Here is a 16194-nt window from a genome sequence, read left to right on the forward strand (position 1 = left end):
TGACATCAAAAAAGGGATATGTTATTAAATGATTAGGGATTAGCACTCAATGACTTAGAGTGCTAAATTTAAAAGAGGAGATGGAAAATATGAGCAAGATGGAATTTAAAGCTGAATCGAAGAAACTATTAGACATGGTTATCAACTCTATTTATTCACAGCGTGAAGTCTTTTTGCGAGAGCTTATTTCCAATGCGAGTGACGCCATTGACAAAATCTATTACAAGGCACTTACAGATGATTCGCTCACCTTTAATAAAGACAGCTATTACATAAAAGTCGATGCGAATAAAGATACACGTACATTAATAATTACGGATACTGGAATTGGGATGACAAAGGAAGACATGGAAGAGAACCTTGGTGTCATTGCAAAAAGTGGTTCCCACACGTTTAAAACAGAGAATGAAATTAAAGACGGCCATGATATTATCGGTCAGTTTGGTGTTGGATTCTATGCGGCATTTATGGTAGCTGATAAAGTAACAGTAATCAGTAAGTCAATTGAAAGTGATGAAGCATATAAATGGGAATCAACAGGCTCTGATGGCTATACCATAACCCCTGCGGAAAAAGCAGAGGTTGGTACAGAAATCATATTAGAAATCAAAGAGAATGAAGAAGATGAAAACTACGATGAATTTCTGGAAGAATATCGCCTGAAACAAATCATCAAAAAGTACTCTGACTTTATCCGCTATCCAATTAAAATGGATATTACAGAAAGTAAGCTGAAAGAAGGGTCAGAGGATGAGTATGAAGATGTTATCCATGAACAAACAATCAATACGATGGTTCCGATTTGGAAAAAGAATAAAAGTGAGCTCACTGACGAGGACTATGAGAATTTCTATAATGAGAAGCATTACGGCTATGACAAGCCATTAAAGCATATCCATATTAATGTCGATGGTACGATCCGTTATAATGCGATTCTATATATTCCGGAAAATGCACCATATAACTACTATACGAGAGAATATGAAAAAGGGCTTGAGCTTTATTCCAATGGTGTTCTGATTATGGATAAGTGTGCAGATCTGCTTCCAGACTATTTCAGCTTTGTTAAAGGGATGGTAGATTCCGAAGACCTTTCATTAAATATTTCAAGAGAGATGCTCCAGCATGATCGCCAGCTGAAGCTAATTGCGAAAAACATCAATAAGAAAGTCAAATCGCAGTTACTAAGTATTTTGCGAGATGATCGTGAGAAATATGAGAAATTCTTTAAATCATTCGGTCAACAGCTGAAATACGGTGTATATAGCGACTTTGGACAAAACAAAGACTTGCTGCAGGACCTATTATTATTCTATTCTTCAAAAGAGAAGAAGCTCGTCACACTGGATGAGTACGTATCCCGAATGTCAGAAGACCAAAAATATATTTACTATGCAACTGGTGAATCTGTAGAACGAATTGAAAAACTGCCACAAACAGAACTTGTTGCAGACAAAGGCTACGAAATTCTATTCTTTACCGACGAAATCGATGAGTTTGCTATCCGCATGCTGATGAATTATAAAGAAAAAGAATTTAAGTCTGTATCCAGCGGTGATTTAGGTATTGAGGATGATGAAAAGGATAAGACGGAAGAAGCGCAGGAAGAAAATAAAGATCTGTTCGCAGCAATGAAAGAAATTTTGGCGGGCAAAGTAAAAGAAGTACGCGCATCCAAACGATTAAAATCACATCCTGTTGTATTAACTGCTGACGGTGAAATCTCGATTGAAATGGAGAAAATCATTAACGCAATGCCAGATGACCAAAACATCAAGGCTGATAAAGTGCTAGAGATCAATGTAAATCATGAAATCTTCCAGGCGCTGAAAAATGCAGATAAAGATAAATTGAATCTATACACAAACCTTCTTTACAACCAAGCACTCCTCATCGAAGGACTGCCAATCGAAGACCCAGTTGACTTTACGAATGATATTTGTAAAGTAATGGTGTGACATTATCAGGCTCCTGCATCATGCAGGAGCCTGATTTGCATTTACGGCAAACAGCACCATCTCGTTCCGAAACAGCACCACGTCGCCAAAACATAGCACCATCTCGTTCTGAAACAGCACCACCCCAAAAAAACGCCAAGGACTAATCCCTGGCGTCATCTCACCAAATTTATTTCCGATACATTTTTAACTGCAAAAACAGTTCATTATAATAAGCCAAGTTCTGCTGTCCAAGGTTTTCATAAACCTCAAGACGTTCTGTTAAATCTGGTGCTGGATAGAATCGCTCATCTTCCACCATATCCTCGGGCATATAATTCAATGCCTCTTTGTTCGGCGTAGAGTAGCTGACATATTCTGTGTTTTGCGCAGCTACTTCCGGGTCCATCATAAAGTTAATAAACTGATGTGCTGCTTCAACATTTGTGGCTGTCTTTGGAATCACGAAATTATCAAACCAGAGGTTCGAGCCTTCCTCAGGAACAACATAATCAATATCCTCGTTTTCCCACATAATATCTGCTGCATCCCCAGACCAGCCGACAGCAATGGCTGCTTCCTCGTTTTGCATAAGAAGCTTGTTTTCGTCACCGACAATTGCCTTCACATTTGGCGTAAGCTCTTTTAACTTAGTTAAAGCTTCCTGTAAATGGGCAGGATTGGTATCATTCAATGAATAGCCAAGGCTGTTTAACCCCATGCCCATAATTTCCCGGGCACCATCAATCAATAAGATTTGATTTTCAAATTCGGGATTCCATAAATCATTCCAGCTGGTGATCTCTGTTCCTTCTGGTAGTAATGTTGGGTTATACACAATTCCAACCGTGCCCCAGAAGTAAGGAAGAGAATAACGGTTGCTAGGGTCAAACGCCAGGTTCAAAAATCGTTCATCCAAATGCTTTATGTTCGGCAACAACGAATGATCAAGCTCGAGCAGTAAATTTTCTTCGGCCATTTTTTGAACCATATATTCCGAAGGGACGGCAACATCATAGGAAGTACCGCCTTGTTGAATCTTCGTCATCATCGCCTCATTAGAATCAAATGTTTCATAAATAACCGTGATCCCTGTTTCCTCCTGAAAACGGCTGATTAATTCTTCATCAATATAATCGCCCCAGTTATAGACAGTCAACGTATCACTGCCAGAAAAACCTTGGGATGTATTTAATCGATTGATTGCAGCAATCAGAATGACAGAAACAATTACAATAGCAAGGAATGCCCTGAAAAGATTCTTCATCTTCTAAAGTCAACCCCTTTCGTACCACTGCTGCTGCGCTGGGTGAAGTAGTAATATATAACAACAAGCACAATGGTTACGACAAATAATAGCGTTGAAAGTGCATTGATGTTTAAGGAAATACCTCTTCTTGCTAACGAGTATATTTCAACCGAAAGGGTAGAGAACCCATTTCCTGTTACAAAAAAAGTAACCGCAAAGTCATCCAAAGAATAAGTTAATGCCATAAAGAATCCGGCAAATACACCAGGAGCAATGTACGGCAAAATAACCTTTGTCAGCACATTCCATTGACTCGCACCAAGATCACGGGCAGCATCAATTAAAGTAGGGCTCATTTCCATAAGCTTTGGCAGAACGAGCAGCACAACAATCGGGATGCTGAATGCGATATGGGACAATAACACCGAATAGAAGCCAAGCTGAATTCCTGCCATCGTAAATAAAATAAGGAAGGAAGCACCAATAATAACATCTGGACTGACAACCAAAATATTATTCAATGCAAGCAACGTGTTTTTCGTTTGTCTTCTTTTATATGCTTGAATTCCAATTGCTCCGAAAACTCCAATCACAGTGGAAATTAGTGCAGATAACAGTGCGATAACCAATGTATTTAAAACAATAATAAGAAGTCTCGTATCATGGAGCAGCTCTTTATACCAATCCAATGTAAAACCTTCAAATCCACTCATTGTACCGCCACTATTGAATGAATAAAAAATCAAATAGAAAATCGGTGCATATAGGATAAAAAAGATAAGAATCAAAAAGATATTCGAGGCAAAGGATGATTTTCTCTCCATATTACGCACCTCGCTTTCTAAATCCTGTTAAGCCCATAAATAGGAACATAATAAGGATTAAAAATACGGCAATGGTTGATCCCATTCCCCAATCCTGTGTAACAAGAAAGTGCTGTTCGATTGCTGTACCTAGTGTGATGACACGGTTTCCGGCAATCAGGCGTGTCAGCATGAATAGGGATAGAGCAGGAATGAATACAACTTGGATGCCTGACTTCACCCCGTCAATCGTTAACGGAAAAATAACTTTAAGGAATGTTGTCCACCCTGAAGCCCCTAAATCCTTCGCTGCATACAGCAGGCTTGGATTTAAGTTATCCAATGCATTGAAAATCGGCAAAATCATAAATGGAATAAAAATATACACGGAAACAAATACAAAACTGAAATCGGTAAACAATAGCTGTCGGGAGCCGATACCAACCCACTCCAGAAAACTGTTTGCAGCACCATAGGTTCCGAATATCCCAATAAATGCATAGGCTTTTAACAATAGGTTAATCCATGATGGAACAATGATTAACAATAACCAAAGTTGTTTATGCTTTGTTCGTGTCAGTAAATATGCTGTCGGATAAGCAATAATAAGCGCTATTGCTGTAATTAGAAAAGCATACCAAAATGAGCTTAACGTCATCTGCAAATAAACAGGCGTAAAGAAATTTTTATAATTGACTAGGGAAAAATTGCCTTCAATATCAAAGAAAGAATAATACAGTACTAGTAGAATCGGTGCAATAACAAATAAAATGATCCAAAGAGCATATGGGACCATATACAAATTGCGCGAGCTTTTATTTTCCATCAGTTTCCCCCTCCGAATAAGAATCTAAACGGCGGTCAAAATCTTCTTCCGTTTCATTAAAACGCATAACGTGAATGGATTCTGGCTCAAAGTGAAGCCCGATTTTATCACCAACTGTTGCCTTTTTCGTTGACTGGACAAGCCATTCATTGCCTTCTTGGTCAAGACCGGTGATTTCATAATGCACACCGCGGAAAAGCTGGGAATATACCTCAATTTGCAGCATGCCATTCTCAAACGATGTAATCTGTAAATCCTCTGGACGAATTACGACTTCAACGGCTTCATTCGGGTTCATCCCTTGGTCAACACATTCGAATTTACCTCCACCGAATGCGACAAGGAAGTCTTCAATCATGGTTGCTTTTACGATATTGGACTCACCAATAAAGTCAGCGACAAATCGGTTGATAGGTTCATCATAAATATCGTTTGGTGTACCACTTTGCTGAATCCTTCCTTTATTAATAACAAAAATTTCATCAGACATGGCAAGTGCTTCTTCCTGGTCATGTGTGACAAAAATAAATGTGATCCCGAGTCTGCGCTGCAGCTCACGCAATTCATATTGCATTTGATAACGGAGCTTTAAGTCAAGCGCGGACAAAGGCTCATCAAGGAGAATTACTTCCGGTTCATTCACGATCGCACGGGCGATAGCCACACGCTGGCGCTGACCGCCGGACATCTCCTTAATTTCCCGGTCCTCATAACCGGAAAGATTCACAAAGCTTAGAGCTTCTTTTACTTTTGCTGCAATTTCCGTTTTCTTCATTTTCTTAATGCGCAGTCCAAAAGCGACATTTTCAAATACATTTAAGTGTGGAAAAAGTGCATAATCCTGAAACACTGTATTTACTTGGCGTTTATTAGCAGGAATATGGTTAATTTTTTTCCCGTTAAAATAAATATCACCTGAAGTTGCTTCTGTAAAACCAGCAATCAAGCGAAGTATTGTTGTTTTGCCGCAGCCGGAGGGGCCGAGCAAGGTATAAAATTTTCCTCTTTCTATTTCAAAGCTGACCTGATTCAATACAGGCGGATCCTGATCATATTGCTTCGTAACATTATGAAATTGAATAATAGCAGTATTCGTCATAGCAATCTCCTTTATATAAAAATGACATCATGCAGTTTAGTTCATGGAATTTGAAATGTCTGTTAATCGACAAGATTAACGTTTAGATGAACAGGGTATAGAAGTCTAAAGGTTGATTTGCCTTATCACGACTCCGGTACTGCCAGCGGTGCTTCCGCTGTTCGTTTTTGTTCACTTTTTCTCAGATTCGAGATAATTATACATGAAAAGCCGAAAAAAGAAATTACTTTTTTTAGCGAATAAAATGTGTTTATCGCGAGGATGTTAAGTGATGGAATTCATCGTCAAAAAATAGACAAATTTTATGGATAAAAGTGACACGATGTCATGAAAGTTATTGACACATGACAATGTGTCATTTAATATAAAAATAGAACAACATGACATGATGTCACAAGCAAGAAATATGGAGGAAGGAAATGCCTAAACTTACATTTTTTAATCTACCGGAGATGAAGCGGAACAAATTAATCAAAGCAGCAGAAGCAGAGTTTTCAAGAGTTCCATTGTCTCAAGCCTCCATTTCAAACATTGTAAAAGCTGCAGAGATTCCGAGGGGAAGTTTTTATCAATACTTCGAGAATAAAGAGGACGCCTATTATTTTTTATTGGAGGAGCAGTGGAATAAAAGGCAGGATAAATTTATTGCTTCGTTGAATAAGTATAATGGGGATATTTTTGAAGCATTCAAGGAGCTATTCCAGCTTATGCTTGAGGAAAAGAAGACAGAGGATGGCTATAACTTTTTAAAGAATGCCCTGCTGAATGTGACACATGAAATAGAGGATGTATTTACAAGGATCTTTGATGAAAAGCAAATTGATACCAACAGGCTAAAAGAAATAACGCCACTCATCAATAAAGAGTGTTTAAATATATCTGATGAAGATGAGTTCTATCATATTATCCAAATTATTACGTCGGTTACTTTTCGCAATTTGGTGGAAAAGTATTCACGAAATATGACAAAGGAAGAAGCCCTGGAGAACTTTATTATTGAAATGAATTTGCTCAAAAAGGGTTTGTACAAGTAATTTACCACTTAAATTGGAATGCATGTACTAAAATCTATAGAAAATGGGGTATGATAAATGACAGTTACAATTTATGGAGCTGCATGTTCTTCGACAAGGAAAGCAAAACAATGGTTTTCAAGACAAGGGATTCATTACAAGGAGCGAAATGTGATAAAAGATCCGCTCACTGTCAATGAGTTGCAAAGTATTTTAAGGATGACAGTTGAGGGAACAGACGAAATTATTTCAACACGATCGAAAGTTTATAAGGATTTAAACCTGGATATTGAATCCTTGCCATTACAGGAACTGCTAGAGCTTATTCAAAAGCATCCTCGATTATTGAGAAGTCCTATTATGGTGGATGATAAGCGATTGCAGGTTGGCTATCACGAGGACGATATTCGTCAGTTTCTGCCAAGGAAAACTCGTGAATATCAGTGGCTGCAATGGAGAATGGATCATCTCAGTTTAGCAAAAGGTTAATATTTCCATAGGAAGGGCAGGAGTGTCTAATGTGAGCCTGATAGCAAAACAGACCTATAGCAAGGTAGTACGTGAAGTAAACAGTACGGAGCAAAAACATACGGAACAAGAGCGCACCATGTATTTGTACGACGATAAAATTGTCACGCAGTACAGGGAATTTAAGGTTTATGATGTGCTGGATATTTCCTATCGGTTTATAGGCGATGATGGGGGGTTGCTCTATTTACACACTAATAATGGGGTATATCCTTATATCGTCAGATCCTCTCCCAAGGCATTTGTTGAAGCGTTCAAGGAGTTTCGGAAAACATTATAATACATATACCACCTTATGAACATCACCTCTTTATTAATAAGAATAACCGCAGCAATTTCAGTAAGTAGCGAATTATACATATTCCTGCTTTCATAACTGCACGTGTTCACTAACCAAAACCTTCAGTGAATACCGTGATTACAAGCAAATCAATTAATACCTACCTACCTTTAAAAATCTAATACTTCAAAATAACAGCTATTCCAAATAAGGAATAGCTGTTTTATTATGTCCTATAGCTGTTACCAATAATTCCTTATATCGAATAACTTAATTCTATGCCTTTAGACACATATAAATAATCATCAAGAATGAAAGTGCTTTGTGCTATCCGTGCGTATTGGTGACAGCAAGCCGTTCAATTTGTTAGTTCCTAACATCGTATTTGTGCATAGACTAATACAGGAATAAATAAGGGGTGTAAATGGATGGGACTATACATTAATGATAAAAACCATAAGAACATGTATAAAAGCCGCGACAAACTCCAAGGGAAAAACCAAACCCTTTTCGTGCAAAATCATGTATCAGAAATGGTAAAGGAACAGCAACGCATCAATGAAAAGCTTGCGCGTACACTTCTTGGGATTAGAACATTGTATGAACAGCAGTATGATGAAAATGAAAATAAATGGACGCAAATAGAAGCAGAAATACAGAAGCTGCGACAGTTTAATGCACATCATGAACGCATGGAAAATCAAGTTGTAAGCTACTTGAAGCTGCTGGAAAAAGATAATATAAAACTTCAAGAACTAATCAAAGCAGATCAATTAACAGACCAAGAAGTTAGAGAACAATGGAGCCAGATAAATTCCTCTTATCAAGGAATTGCAAATCAGCTTGCGGTAGTTGCCGAAGCAAATGAACAGCTTGCATTGAAGATGGATCAGCTAGCAGATTTTAATGACCATTTGTCAGAGAAGCTTGCAGTTCAAGGCGATTCGAATAAGAAAATAGAGAAGCAAATGGAAAATCAGGAAGCTATAACAGAGAAGATTGCCGAGGCAAATGAACAGCTAGCATTGAAAGTGGATCAGCAATCTGATTTTAACGGACAATTGTCAGAGCAGCTGGCAATTCAGGGAGAGCTGAATAAGCAGATTTTAGAAAGCCAGGAAACATTAAGAGAAAGGGTTGTAGAAGCAAATGAACAGCTTGCATTGAAGATGGATCGGCAAGTAGATTTCCATGACCATTTGTCAGAGCAGCTGGCAGCCCAATACGATTCGAATAAGAAAATAGAGAAGCGAATGGAAAATCAGGAAGCGTTTTCGGAGAAAATTGCGCAGGTAAATGAACAGCTTGCATTGAAAATGGATCAGCAAGCAGATTTCCATGGTCAGTTGTCAGAGCAGCTGGCAGCTCAAAGCGATTCGGATAAGAAAATAGCGAAGCAAATGGAAAATCAGGAAGCTATAACAGAAAAGATTGTCGAAGCAAATGAACAGCTTGCATTAAAGGTGGATCAGCAATCTGATTTTCATGGGCTGTTTTCAGAACAGCTGGCAGCTCAGAGTGAATCGGATAAGAAGATAGGGGAACAATTGGAAAATCATAAAGCAATGATGAAAAAAGTAGCCAAAGCTAATGGACAGCTGGCATTAAAAGTTGAAAAACAAACCGATCTTCACAAGCAGTTGTCAGAGCAAATAGCTGTTCATGGCGAGTCAAACAAGAAGATAGAGAAACGGATGGAAAATCAGGAAGCGTTGACGGAAAAGATTGTAAGGCAGCTAGGAGATTTTCGGAGTGTTTTATTCGAACGTACGAATTATTTATCGGAGAAAATAGAAGAGACGTACAGCTATTTAATAAGCATGTTAACGGATAGTGATCAAATCAACTCGAATTTTTTGCTGTATGAAAATCATAAGCAGAAAGAGAAAAGCAAATAAATAATAGGACGGTATATGTGGATGGCATATATCGTCCTATTTGGTTTAATTAAATTTCTCAATTCAATTTGTTTTAAATTAATCGGTCTTATTATTCGTTGGAAACATAGGAGCATATTAACCTAGTAACAATCTTTACACTTTTTTTATACTTTTCCAGACTTTTTCTTTATACTTGTTGCTTATCCTAAATGTATCAATATGGAGAGGGTGTTTGTGTATGGCAGATATTATTCTAAAAGCGACAAATGTTTCAAAAATATATGGAAAACACAAGGTACTGGATAATGTGACAGTTGAAATTCAGCGTGGAATGATATATGGATTAATCGGGGAAAACGGCGCAGGGAAATCCACTTTTATGCGCGCTGTGATGGGGCTGATTGCAATTGATGGGGGTGACATTGAGCTGTTTGGAAAAACGAGCAGGAAAGGGCTGCAGTGTTCGAGAAGAAAGATGGGGCAATCCATTGAGACACCAGCCCTATACCCTGATTTGACAGCTCGAGAGAACCTGCGAGTACAAGCGGCAAATGGTGGTGTTGGTGAAAGGGAGATTGATGATTTGCTCGACCTGATGAACTTGGAACATACAGGAAAGAAGAAGGTGAAGAACTTTTCGTTAGGTATGCGACAACGTTTGGCAATTGCATCAACATTAATTACGAATCCTGAGTTCTTAATATTGGACGAGCCGACAAATGGTTTGGATCCGTCAGGTATTGTCGAAATGCGGGATATGATTCTGCGATTGGTGACAGAACGCGGAATTACAGTCTTGCTTTCAAGTCATTTGCTTGACGAACTATCTCAGATTGCTACACATTACGGTATTTTACATGATGGGAAAATTATAAATGAGCTTTCAAAAGAAGACCTAGCACGGGTTACGCGGCAATATATAGAAGTAGAAACAACAGAAGTGGAAAAAGCTGTCGTTGTACTTGATGAAATGGGGATCCAGGACTATGAAGTGAGCAATGGAATCGAAATTCATATTTATGAGCAATTAGACGATGTTGCTGCAATCAATCATGCATTGGCTCTAGAGAACGTAAAAGTTTCCCGAATTGGAACCACGAGACAAAAACTCGAAGATTATTTCTTGCAATTAACTGGAGGAACAAAAAATGTTTAATCTTTTAGCAGCTGAAAAAATAAAAATGTATCGGAGCAAAAAATTATGGATTGCCTTAGCTATCCTATTTATTCTTCCTATTATACAAGTTATAAATAGCCAGCTAACTGTTCACCATGGGACAGAGCTCGTTCAGATGATTGATACGGTCATTAATGGAGCGACAGGAATCTTAATGATGAAAAAGAATGGACTTACTATTTTATTGGTGTTGATTGTGTTTATTAGCTTATTTATCGGGGAAGAATTTCAGAATGGAACGATTCGTAATGCGCTGTCCTTAGGACGAAGTCGAGTACATTATTATATATCAAAATTCCTCGCAGCAGCAATCTTTGCTTTTATTGGTGTACTTGGAATGACAGTGATTGGAATAGCTAGCTATACAGTTGTATTTGGCTTTGGAGAGGTTGATGGAATTACGAATTATATTCATTATGCCATTCAATCCTTTAGTGTGCTTTACCTATTAATTTTGGCGAATGTATCGATTTATGTCATGATTAGCTTTCTAACAAAAAATAGTAGCATCACGATCGTGTGGTGTTTCCTTTACACGATCGCCACTGGGTTTCTCCCAGAAATTTTTCAGCATACCGAAAACTTTGGTTATGTCACATTCTGGTTTACAGAAACATTTCTATTTTACTTTTATTTTGTGAGCCCCGCAGATATCGCTGAAATTCCAAGAATGATTGTAGTGAGTATTATTACCATTGTGTTATCATCAGGATTAGGAATACTTCTGTTTAAACGAACAGACATAAAGTAAAACTATAAACAGAAACAGGAATCTATAGGCTGTTTTCCAGCGCACATCTTGTTATCTTGTGTATGCTTCTGCTTAGATTTGGGGTATTCCAGTCTGTTAATGCGGAATAAAGTAGGTCGATAGGATGGCAACAGTATTAATTATTGAAGATGATCATACAATTCATTCCTTGATAAAAGAGGCCTTGGCACTGCAAGGCTTCAACACCTTAAGTGCTTATTCAGGAACAGAAGGAAAATTGCTGGTGGAACAAAATCAAATAGATGTTATCCTGTTAGATTTAATGCTTCCAGGGATGGACGGTGGAATTTTTCTGAAGGAGCTTCGGAAAGTGAACATGATACCAGTAATTGTGATCTCGGCTAAAAATGACCAAGCTTCGAAACTGGATCTTCTGACAAATGGTGCTGATGATTACATTACAAAGCCTTTTGATCTTAAGGAGCTGCTTGTACGTATTCGTATTCAGCTGCGCCATGCAGCAAAGGTGGTCTTCAGCGATATGAAGGAAATCCGCTATAAAGATATCCAGGTAAATTTAGATACCCGTGAAGTGAAAGTCAATGATCAAGCGGTTCATTTAACAGGACGTGAATATGCGATTCTACTCTTATTAATAGAGCATCCGCAAAAGGTATTCAGCCGTGCGAATATATATGAAAGCATTTGGAATGAACCCTTTTTTAATAGTGATAAAACAATTAATATGCATATCAGCAATTTGCGAAATAAATTGAATCAGGCTGATACAAACTATATTCAAACGGTCTGGGGCATAGGCTTCAAATTTGATTAACGAAAGGAGCGTGAATGTGATGTGGGGGTGGATTTTTGTCTTCATAGCATTTGTGCTCTTTCTTTATGTTTACTTTTTAAAGCGAGAGCTTCAGAAATTGAGGCAGGAGGTCAAGGAGCTCCCGGAACGTTCCAGCTTTGGTACAAGACTCTCGCTTGATTTTCGGGATAAGGCATTGCTTGACTTAATTGATGGACTAAATCAGATGATTGATGCTTTTGATGGGAAAAGTCGTCAAGCAAAGCAAATGGAAGAGAATGTAAAGCTAACCATCGCTGGGCTTTCCCATGATCTCAGAACACCATTAACGTCGATTAATGGTTATGTTCAGCTATTGCAAGTGACGACAGACGAAACGAAACGGCAGCATTATATTTCAATTATTAAACAGTCCGTTGATCGTTTAATGAAGATGACCGATCATTTTTATGAGTTGGCCCGCATTGAAACCGATCAAAAGGAAATAGTGTTCTCTTCCATAGCATTATCTAATTTGGTAGAGGAAGTCGTTCTCTCCTTTTATGATCAATTGCAGGAAAAACAAATAGAGCTCCACTTTCCTGAACACCAACAGCACAACTATCAAATTATTGCTGACGAGTTCTTGTTAATACGCGTTATCCAAAATGTCATCCAAAATATAATACGTTATGCCAAAAGCAGAGCGATAATCAGCTATGATAAACAAGGAGAGAATATCCTGTTTACCATCAAAAATGATATTAAAACAGATAGTAAAATAGCAGTAGAAAAAGTATTTACGCGTTTTTATACAGAGGTTGCCAGCAGAACGAATACAGAAGCCAGTGGGTTAGGGCTGTATCTGTCTAAAAAATTAGTTGGAAAAATGAATGGAAAGATGGACGCTGCGTTGCATGGGGAGTGGTTTATCCTTACGGTTCGTCTTCCTGTGAACAGAAGTCAATTTTGACGTATTTTATTCAATGAGGCAATAACAGATGACATTAAAGTGCCAGTTAAGATGAAAAAAGAATAGCGAAAAAACGAGACTGAATTTATTTCAATCGTCTCGCTTTTTTGCTATATAGGAAACTATAAAATTTGAATGCTGTGGATAACTTTAGATACCGGAGGAGCCACTTCCAGCTCCAGCGCCCAACGAGACTTCCCTCACCTTATGACAATCTAAAGAAGACTTGCCGACTGGCTGTGTCGGAGGCCTAGTCGCACTTATACCCTTGTGGTGAAATCGGGCATCAACTCTGGGGAAAAGGATGGCCGATTAAAATCAGGCTGCGCCTAACATCGGCATACCCCTAAAGGGGCATGTTTCCTCTATCTCCTACGTAAGAATGTTCGACAAGTCGAACCACCCCAAAGTACGGGGCGCAGTCCGTGCGTCGCTAACCGGGCGCTTGCACTTTTGTTCTGCCTCCTACTGTCTTTCATTTTTTCTTTCCAGCTTAGACATTCGAACTGAGGCGACAATTAATGCTCCAATAAGGAATAACCCGAGATAGCCGATAAGTGGATAAAAGTAGCTGACAAGGTCTTTAAATCCAACAAAGCTTAATAAATAGGCAATTGTTAAGATGATAATAAGGAAAACTTTAAATTTCGGTGTTCCCATTTCGACAAATCGCGCGCCAAATGAGAAGAACATGCTTGCTGCTGTATTAAAAATCATCCCGAATAAAACGATAGCCATGAAAAAGCCCAATATTGGTGAAATCTGATTTGCGAGCTGCAGCATAGGCATATCATATCCTTGGACAAGGTCGATTTTTGAGAAAATCGCAAGGTGACTTAAAATAATAAGAATCCCTATTCCTAATCCGCCAATAAGCCCGCCGAGAGCTGCAGTTTTTTCATTGCGCTGGGCTCCGCCCATCACAAGCGACATCGAAGCGCCAACGGCAATATTAAATGAAACGTAATTAATTGCCGAAATAAACCAATTTGGCAGTGTCGTCGGCTGCTCCAGTGCAACCGAATTGAGATTGGAAAATGTATTATCGATTGACAGTACACTATAAATCGACAGGATAATAACGATTAAAATTAAAAACGGTGTGATACTGCCAATAATAGCTACAAATCGATCTACCTTAGCCATTCCAGCAATAAGTACGAGAATAGCCATTATGCTCGTTCCTGCAAAATAAGGGAAATCGAATTGCTGGTTAAGATTCGAACCAGCTCCCGCAATCATAACGACTCCAACGCCAAAAAGCGTAAATATAATGATATAGTCAATGACAATTCCTAGATAGCGCCCACTAATTTTATAAATGGCATCCCGATGAGAGATGGTCTGCATTCGGCTGCCAATTTGCATTAAAACCATACCAAGATAGGCGAATAACGCAGTTGCGATGACAGCTCCAATAATACCGGAGAGCCCGAAACTCGTGAAGTATTGTAAAATCTCCTGCCCAGATGCAAATCCAGCACCAACAATGACACCTACGAAGGCACTGCCGAGCTGCAATATTTTCCTCATACAATTCTATCTCCCATCTGTTTTCAGTCTGCGTTCGTCTTGTATCCCTTTTCAAAATAGAAAAAATTACCAGTTCCAGCAACGTCCACACATCGCAAGAGATGACTCTATTTCGACCTTTTTTCTATACATTTTAGGGAGAAATATATTTAGTATAGCATAATTTATGTAATTTCACGTTTTTCAGTGGTAAAATGATTCTATTGTCATATATATGTGATTTTTAGATAAAAAATGAGAAAGAAGGTATCTTCATGGTACATGAAAGCTATCGTGATACATGGGCAGAGATATCTTTGGATGCGATTGACGCGAATGTACAATCCTTCCGAAGGCATATTGGAGCAAGTAAGTTTATGGCAGTCGTTAAAGCAGACGGCTATGGCCATGGGGCGGTTCAAGTTGCAGCTGCAGCGCTGAATGCTGGTGCAGATTACTTGGGCGTTGCGCTTTTAGATGAAGCACTAAACTTGAGAGAGGCGGGAATTAATGCCCCGATTCTTGTGCTTGGCTATACTGCTCCACATGCAATAGAAGAGGCTGTGAAGCACGACATTACTCTTACTGTTTTCTCTGATGAATCAGTAACGGAAATGGAGCGTGCTGCACGTTTATGGAATAAACAAGCGAAGGTGCATTTAAAAATAGATAGTGGTATGAATCGGATTGGGGTACGTGATCAGAAAGAGGCGCTAAAAATTTGCAAAACCTTTAATGAATCGACAGTTGCACTGGAGGGGATATTTACACACTTTGCTGATGCCGATAACCAAGATCCAGCATATACATCTGTGCAATATGAAAATTTCACAACTCTTCTTGAATTCTTAAAAGAAAGCGAAATTGAAATTCCGTTAAAGCATTGCTGCAATAGCGCTGCGACAATTGCATACCCTGAAATGCATTTGGATATGGTGCGTGTAGGGATTAGCTTATATGGACTTTATCCGAATGAGCATATGCGAGAAAAAATTCGCTTAAAACAAGTAATGAGTTTAAAAACAAAGCCTGCTATGATAAAGGAAGTAGAATCCGGTCATCCGATTAGCTACGGCTGTACCTATACACCAGATGCTACATCAGTGATTGCGACATTACCAGTAGGCTATGCGGATGGACTCTCCAGACAGCTTTCCAATAAAGGGCATATGACAGTCAAAGGAGCCCGCGTGCCCATTGTCGGAAGAATATGTATGGACCAAACGATGATTGATGTCACTGCTGTCGAACAAATTAATAATACAGATGTTGTGACCATTTTTGGTGATCCTGATGAGGGTTATATTTCGCTTGATGAAGTAGCAGATCACATGCAAACGATTCATTATGAAACGGTTTGTTTAATTGGGAAACGTGTTCCAAGAGTTTATGTATAACGGCTGAAAAATAAG

The 16194-nt window shown here is 38.7% G+C and carries 16 protein-coding genes; 10 read left to right on the top strand and 6 right to left on the bottom strand.

All coding sequences use genetic code 11. The features are described 5' to 3' along the window. Nucleotides 1–89: 89 nt before the first annotated feature. Nucleotides 90–1958, top strand: a complete 1869-nt coding sequence (htpG, locus tag NSQ77_RS12120; protein ID WP_339226255.1) for a molecular chaperone HtpG — start codon at nt 90–92, stop codon at nt 1956–1958. Here the strand turns inward: htpG and NSQ77_RS12125 are convergent. Genes NSQ77_RS12125 through NSQ77_RS12145 form a run of 5 tightly spaced genes read right to left on the bottom strand, consistent with a single transcriptional unit; the run spans nt 1927 to nt 5914 of the window. Then, nucleotides 1927–2097 carry a hypothetical protein gene (locus NSQ77_RS12125; protein WP_339226256.1) on the bottom strand — a complete coding sequence of 57 codons (171 nt, stop codon included), beginning with the start codon at nt 2095–2097 and terminating at the stop codon, nt 1927–1929. The two genes, htpG and NSQ77_RS12125, sit on opposite strands and share 32 nt — an antisense overlap. A gap of 30 nt (nt 2098–2127) precedes the next feature. Then, nucleotides 2128–3204 carry an ABC transporter substrate-binding protein gene (locus tag NSQ77_RS12130; RefSeq protein ID WP_339226257.1) on the bottom strand — a complete coding sequence of 359 codons (1077 nt, stop codon included), beginning with the start codon at nt 3202–3204 and terminating at the stop codon, nt 2128–2130. After that, nucleotides 3201–4010: an ABC transporter permease gene (locus NSQ77_RS12135; protein ID WP_339226258.1), complete on the bottom strand. Its 810-nt coding sequence runs from the start codon at nt 4008–4010 to the stop codon at nt 3201–3203. Before NSQ77_RS12135 ends, NSQ77_RS12130 begins: the two co-directional genes overlap by 4 nt. 1 nt (nt 4011) lies before the next feature. Further along, nucleotides 4012–4815, bottom strand: coding sequence for an ABC transporter permease (locus tag NSQ77_RS12140; protein WP_339226259.1), 804 nt, complete (start codon nt 4813–4815; stop codon nt 4012–4014). Next, nucleotides 4805–5914 (bottom strand): ABC transporter ATP-binding protein, encoded by a 1110-nt coding sequence (locus tag NSQ77_RS12145; protein ID WP_339226260.1) that lies wholly within the window; start codon nt 5912–5914, stop codon nt 4805–4807. The genes NSQ77_RS12140 and NSQ77_RS12145 overlap by 11 nt, the downstream gene beginning before the upstream one ends. A gap of 419 nt (nt 5915–6333) precedes the next feature. On the opposite strand from NSQ77_RS12145, the gene NSQ77_RS12150 reads away from it, so the two are divergent. The 8 genes from NSQ77_RS12150 to NSQ77_RS12185 all read left to right on the top strand — a co-directional run bounded on the left by NSQ77_RS12150 (nt 6334) and on the right by NSQ77_RS12185 (nt 13270). Continuing rightward, nucleotides 6334–6948, top strand: a complete 615-nt coding sequence (locus NSQ77_RS12150) for a TetR/AcrR family transcriptional regulator (RefSeq protein ID WP_339226261.1) — start codon at nt 6334–6336, stop codon at nt 6946–6948. A gap of 57 nt (nt 6949–7005) precedes the next feature. Then, a complete protein-coding gene (locus NSQ77_RS12155; protein ID WP_339226262.1) occupies nt 7006–7416 on the top strand; it encodes a Spx/MgsR family RNA polymerase-binding regulatory protein in 411 nt (136 codons plus the stop codon). Between the two features lie 31 nt (nt 7417–7447). Then, a complete protein-coding gene (locus NSQ77_RS12160; RefSeq protein WP_339226263.1) occupies nt 7448–7735 on the top strand; it encodes a hypothetical protein in 288 nt (95 codons plus the stop codon). A gap of 428 nt (nt 7736–8163) precedes the next feature. Next, nucleotides 8164–9633 carry a hypothetical protein gene (locus NSQ77_RS12165; protein ID WP_339226264.1) on the top strand — a complete coding sequence of 490 codons (1470 nt, stop codon included), beginning with the start codon at nt 8164–8166 and terminating at the stop codon, nt 9631–9633. A 220-nt stretch (nt 9634–9853) separates the two neighbouring features. Continuing rightward, a complete protein-coding gene (locus NSQ77_RS12170; RefSeq protein ID WP_339226265.1) occupies nt 9854–10771 on the top strand; it encodes an ATP-binding cassette domain-containing protein in 918 nt (305 codons plus the stop codon). Next, entirely contained in the window at nt 10764–11543 is a 780-nt protein-coding gene (locus NSQ77_RS12175) for an ABC transporter permease (protein ID WP_339226266.1), read from the top strand. The genes NSQ77_RS12170 and NSQ77_RS12175 overlap by 8 nt, the downstream gene beginning before the upstream one ends. A gap of 124 nt (nt 11544–11667) precedes the next feature. Further along, a complete protein-coding gene (locus tag NSQ77_RS12180) occupies nt 11668–12339 on the top strand; it encodes a response regulator transcription factor (RefSeq protein ID WP_339226268.1) in 672 nt (223 codons plus the stop codon). A gap of 19 nt (nt 12340–12358) precedes the next feature. Beyond that, complete coding sequence (locus tag NSQ77_RS12185; protein ID WP_339226269.1) at nt 12359–13270, top strand: HAMP domain-containing sensor histidine kinase; 912 nt, start codon at nt 12359–12361, stop codon at nt 13268–13270. Nucleotides 13271–13735: 465 nt separating this feature from the next. Here NSQ77_RS12185 and NSQ77_RS12190 read toward each other — a convergent pair whose 3' ends face one another. Further along, nucleotides 13736–14803 carry a hypothetical protein gene (locus NSQ77_RS12190; RefSeq protein WP_339226270.1) on the bottom strand — a complete coding sequence of 356 codons (1068 nt, stop codon included), beginning with the start codon at nt 14801–14803 and terminating at the stop codon, nt 13736–13738. Nucleotides 14804–15057: 254 nt separating this feature from the next. Here NSQ77_RS12190 and alr point away from each other — a divergent pair, with 254 nt between their 5' ends. Further along, nucleotides 15058–16179: an alanine racemase gene (alr, locus tag NSQ77_RS12195; protein ID WP_339226271.1), complete on the top strand. Its 1122-nt coding sequence runs from the start codon at nt 15058–15060 to the stop codon at nt 16177–16179. Nucleotides 16180–16194 lie beyond the last annotated feature (15 nt).

The organism is Oceanobacillus sp. FSL K6-2867 (assembly GCF_037963145.1).
Classification (GTDB): domain Bacteria; phylum Bacillota; class Bacilli; order Bacillales; family Amphibacillaceae; genus Oceanobacillus.

Bases quoted from the DNA above. Each gene is read 5' to 3' on its own strand.
- NSQ77_RS12150 (WP_339226261.1), top strand. From the start codon at position 6,334: ATGCCTAAACTTACATTTTTTAATCTACCGGAGATGAAGCGGAACAAA.
- NSQ77_RS12145 (WP_339226260.1), bottom strand. From the start codon at position 5,914: ATGACGAATACTGCTATTATTCAATTTCATAATGTTACGAAGCAATAT.
- NSQ77_RS12175 (WP_339226266.1), top strand. From the start codon at position 10,764: ATGTTTAATCTTTTAGCAGCTGAAAAAATAAAAATGTATCGGAGCAAA.
- NSQ77_RS12190 (WP_339226270.1), bottom strand. From the start codon at position 14,803: ATGAGGAAAATATTGCAGCTCGGCAGTGCCTTCGTAGGTGTCATTGTT.
- NSQ77_RS12170 (WP_339226265.1), top strand. From the start codon at position 9,854: ATGGCAGATATTATTCTAAAAGCGACAAATGTTTCAAAAATATATGGA.
- NSQ77_RS12155 (WP_339226262.1), top strand. From the start codon at position 7,006: ATGACAGTTACAATTTATGGAGCTGCATGTTCTTCGACAAGGAAAGCA.
- NSQ77_RS12165 (WP_339226264.1), top strand. From the start codon at position 8,164: ATGGGACTATACATTAATGATAAAAACCATAAGAACATGTATAAAAGC.
- NSQ77_RS12135 (WP_339226258.1), bottom strand. From the start codon at position 4,010: ATGGAGAGAAAATCATCCTTTGCCTCGAATATCTTTTTGATTCTTATC.
- NSQ77_RS12180 (WP_339226268.1), top strand. From the start codon at position 11,668: ATGGCAACAGTATTAATTATTGAAGATGATCATACAATTCATTCCTTG.
- NSQ77_RS12140 (WP_339226259.1), bottom strand. From the start codon at position 4,815: ATGGAAAATAAAAGCTCGCGCAATTTGTATATGGTCCCATATGCTCTT.
- NSQ77_RS12130 (WP_339226257.1), bottom strand. From the start codon at position 3,204: ATGAAGAATCTTTTCAGGGCATTCCTTGCTATTGTAATTGTTTCTGTC.
- alr (WP_339226271.1), top strand. From the start codon at position 15,058: ATGGTACATGAAAGCTATCGTGATACATGGGCAGAGATATCTTTGGAT.
- htpG (WP_339226255.1), top strand. From the start codon at position 90: ATGAGCAAGATGGAATTTAAAGCTGAATCGAAGAAACTATTAGACATG.
- NSQ77_RS12185 (WP_339226269.1), top strand. From the start codon at position 12,359: ATGTGGGGGTGGATTTTTGTCTTCATAGCATTTGTGCTCTTTCTTTAT.